Consider the following 4,213-nt stretch of genomic DNA (forward strand, 5'->3'; position numbering starts at 1 on the left):
AAATTCAAAGAAGCCCAGATAAACAATGCTTTAGGGATGTTTATACTGGTTTTTGGCATAATAATACTATTCGGCATGCTCTATACAGAAACCTTTGTGCAGCATATGACCGATTTAGTTGCTGGAGCACTGTTAATCCTAATTGGTGGAGGAATGGTGTGGCGGGCTAGAAAAAGGCTTAGCAAACTAAGGAATAGAATAAACAGGGGGAAGGAGAAACAATGAGGGGAAGAGATAAGCTAGAATTAAGAGACCATTGGTTCCTTCAGAGTTCGGAGAAGGTGACGGCTACAGGGGAAGAATTATCTACCACCCCATCTAGTTTAAGTGGGTGGATTCCCTGTAAAGTGCCTTCAACGGTATTGGGTGCCATGGTAGAAAATGGCTTGGTTGGCGACCCTTATTTTGGGGAGAATTTAAAAGCGATCTCTGCCGAGCAGTTTAAAGTTTCCTGGTGGTATGTTACCCATTTTCAATTAGAAGGGGAAGAGGCCAACGGCTTTGCTCAGCTGAGGTTCCACGGTATTAACTACAAGGCCAATGTTTGGTTAAATGGGCAGTTAATTGCAGATACAAAAACAATCGATGGTGCCTTTAGAATCACCTCTTTTAATGTGAGCGATTTTCTGTTGACAGAAAGAAATGTCCTTGCGGTGGAGGTGATTCCTCCCCAACCAGGGGATTTTAGCACGGGCTTTGTAGATTGGAATCCGGCGCCTCCCGATGGAAATATGGGAATATTTAGGACGGTTGGCCTTCACTTTCACCGCGGGGGGCTTCTAGATAAACCTTTCGTAAAGTCCAAGGTAAATAAAAAGACACTACAAGAAGCCGCCCTAACTATTTCCGTAGAAGTACATAATTTTTTAGATACTACTTTTTCAGGAAACCTAGTGGTAAAAGTTGCTGGGGTTTCCCTAGAGAAAAAGATTAGCATTCCGCCCTATAGCAAGGAACTGATAATGATGGAAGGGGAGGAATACCCCCAATTAAACCTTAAAAACCCCAAACTATGGTGGCCTGTAGGGATGGGAGAAGCAGTTTTGCACTCCTTAGAAATGACCCTTTTTAAGGGGGAAGCTATTTCCGATACGGAAAGCATACGCTTTGGAATCCGGGAAGTGGAAGATTATTGGCTGAACGATATTCACCGCGGATTTAAGGTTAATGGCAAGAAAGTATTGATAAAGGGAGCTGGCTGGACAGATGATATGCTGTTGATGGATACCCATGAAAGTTTGGAGGCCCAAGTGAAGTACGTTAAACACATGAACCTTAACTGTATCCGCTTGGAGGGAATTTGGGGCAAAGACCATAAATTATACGATCTATGCGACGAGCATGGAATTCTGTTGATGGTAGGTTGGAGCTGTCATTGGGAGCACGAAATACATTTGGGAGTACCCGTGAATGAGCGCTTTGGAGGCGTGTACAAGTCAGAGGATATAGCACATATTGCCCAGGCTTGGGAAAATCAGGTGATTTGGTTGCGTAACCATCCCAGTATCTTTGTATGGACGGTAGCCAGCGATAAGGTGCCTATTGCGGAATTGGAACAGCGGTATGTGGAAACTTTTGCCAAGTACGACCCTAGTAGGCCCTACTTAAATAGCACCGGGGGGGTGGGTAGCGATCAACATGTTGTTGGATCTGAGGACGTTATTAGTGAAATTAGTGGTTCTTCCGGGGTGAAAATGTTGGGTCCCTATGCCTATACCGCTCCTATCTATTGGTTTACAGATACCCAGTTTGGAGGTGCCTACGGGTTTAATACGGAAACAGGCCCTGGAGCCCAGCCGCCCCAATTGGAAAGTTTAAAGAAGATGTTGCCCAAAGATCAATTATGGCCCATCAATAGGGTGTGGGATTATCACTGTGGCCGGTACGAGTTTTCCGACCTAAGTAGATTTACTAAGGCAATGGACCAACGCTACGGTCCCCCAAATTCCCTGTGGGAATTCGATAAAAAAGCACAAGCCATGAACTACGAGTTGATGCGTCCCATGTTTGAAGCCTTTCAAGTGTATAAAGAAAAGTGCACGGGAGTAATTCAATGGATGTTAAATGCTGCCTGGCCCAAAATGTACTGGCAGTTGTACGATTTTTACCTAAATCCCACTGCAGCCTTTTACGCCACTAAAAAAGCCTGCTCCCCGCTCCATCTCATATATAATTATGGGGATAAGCAGATATATGCTGTAAACGATTATTTATATCCCATAGAAAATCTGCAGGCCCGTATAAGGGTTTTTTTCATCAATTCTGAAGTTCTTTTGGATGAAAGCGTTTCTTTTAAGCTAGGCAAAGATACTTCGGCCGCCATTTTTAATCTGGGGGAGCTGAGGGGAATGTCTACCACCTATTTTGTAGATCTGCGATTATACGATAGGGAGCTTAAGGAAGTGTCCAACAATTTTTATTGGCTCTCTACCAGGGAGGAGGTGTTGGATTATGAGGCAGATTTGGGCGACTTTGCCTTTCATACCCCAAGTGCGGAATATGCAGATCTCACATTGTTGAACGACCTACCTAGGACCCAGGTATCGGTAACCCATCATGTGATGCAAGAAGGAACCAATCAGCGCTTGCGAGTCCACCTAAAGAATAAGGGAAATCATATCGCCTATCTAATCAACCTAAAAGTAAAAAATAAGGCAACCGGTAAACTACTACTCCCCATCTTCTGGGAAGATAACTTTATAAACCTGCTCCCTGGGGAAGAGAGGGAACTCACCGCTTCTTATTCATTTTCCGCAGAAACAGATTTAAAAGTGGAGGGGTGGAATATAGCGTCGAGTAAGGAAAATCCCAAAGGGCATACATCAACGTTGAAATCGACCTTAAAAAATGAAAAAACTAGCAATACATGGCGGGGCTCCCTCTAGAGATGTTACTAATAATCCTTGGCCAACATGGCCGGTATGGGGGCAGGAGGAAGAAAAAGCCCTTTTAGAGGTGCTCCATAGCGGGGTGTGGTCCTATAATGGGCCTAAGGAAACTGAATTTAACCGACTTTTTGCAGCGTTTACAGGGGTAAATCATGCGATATGTACAGTAAATGGTACCGTTACCATGCAAATTGCCCTAGAGGCCCTGGGGGTTGGCCTGGGAGATGAGGTAATTGTACCCGGACTTACCTGGCAAGCTACAGCTGCAACGGTATTAGACGTAAATGCCATTCCAGTTTTGGTAGATGTTAGTGAAGAAAATTGGTGTATTGATCCTAAAGAAATTGAGAAAGCGATCACCCCTAAAACCAAAGCGGTTATTCCCGTTCATTTATATGGGGCCTTTGCCGATATGGACGCAATAATGTCCCTGGCTAAGAAACATAATTTATATGTAATAGAGGACTGTGCCCACAAGCATGGTGGGGAGTGGAAGGGTAAAAAAGCAGGGAGTATTGGGCATATTGGGAGTTTTAGTTATCAGCTTTCCAAACACTTAACTGCGGGCGAAGGAGGTTCCGTCACCACCAATGATCCCGTGTTGGCCGAAAGATTGGATGCTTTAAGAAACTGTGGCCGTAGACCAGAAGCAGCCATGACAGAAGGGATGGATAAAGGTGCAGGGGATTATGGGGACGATGATGGTAACTTTATTCAGTCTGGGAACCTGCGGATAACGGAGTTTCAGGCTGCACTGCTGATAGAAGGCTTAAAACGATTGCCACATCAGAATGCCATTAGGGATGCCAATGGAGCGTATTTAAATAAATTGCTGACCCATATCCCAGGGGTTTCCCCAATCATTAGGGATAAAAGGGAAACCAAAAAAGCCTATTTCAACTTTGCATTCCGCTATCATAAAAAGGAATTTAAGGGCCTGCCCATAGCGAAGTTTAGAAGTGCCTTACAAGCAGAATTAGGGATTGTGGTTGATGCTAGTTACGAACCCCTAAACAACTGCTCCCTTTATGTGCCGCATACCAAACCGGCCCGCCATAATTTAAACGATGCCTATTGGAAGGCCATTGACCCCAAGCGGTTTTCACTGCCCATTTGTGAGCGGATATTTAGGGAAGAATCGGTCTGTATGCACCATAAAGTGTTGATGGGAAACAAGGCGGATATGGATTTGATTGCTAGGGCCATAAAAAAAATCTACACCCATGCCGGGGAGTTAATGGAATAAGGAAAATTGCCAATCTGTGAGACTAAAAAAAATGAATACTCAAAAAATAGCCCTTATAGGGACGGGTTTTATAGCAGAC

3 protein-coding genes are annotated in these 4,213 nt (G+C 44.4%); all 3 read left to right on the top strand.

Annotated elements, in window-relative coordinates:
* Window positions 1-225 (top strand): hypothetical protein (locus F1E73_RS17675; RefSeq protein WP_223883493.1); only part of this gene is annotated, 225 nt, incomplete at its 5' end.
* Window positions 222-2,885, top strand: a complete 2,664-nt coding sequence (locus tag F1E73_RS16470) for a glycoside hydrolase family 2 protein (protein ID WP_150452585.1) — start codon at window positions 222-224, stop codon at window positions 2,883-2,885. The genes F1E73_RS17675 and F1E73_RS16470, both read left to right, overlap by 4 nt.
* Complete coding sequence (locus F1E73_RS16475) at window positions 2,848-4,134, top strand: DegT/DnrJ/EryC1/StrS family aminotransferase (RefSeq protein WP_150452586.1); 1,287 nt, start codon at window positions 2,848-2,850, stop codon at window positions 4,132-4,134. The genes F1E73_RS16470 and F1E73_RS16475 overlap by 38 nt, the downstream gene beginning before the upstream one ends.
* The last annotated feature ends 79 nt before the right edge of the window (window positions 4,135-4,213 follow it).

It is taken from the genome of Arenibacter lacus (assembly GCF_008711145.1).
In the GTDB taxonomy this organism is placed as follows: domain Bacteria; phylum Bacteroidota; class Bacteroidia; order Flavobacteriales; family Flavobacteriaceae; genus Arenibacter; species Arenibacter amylolyticus.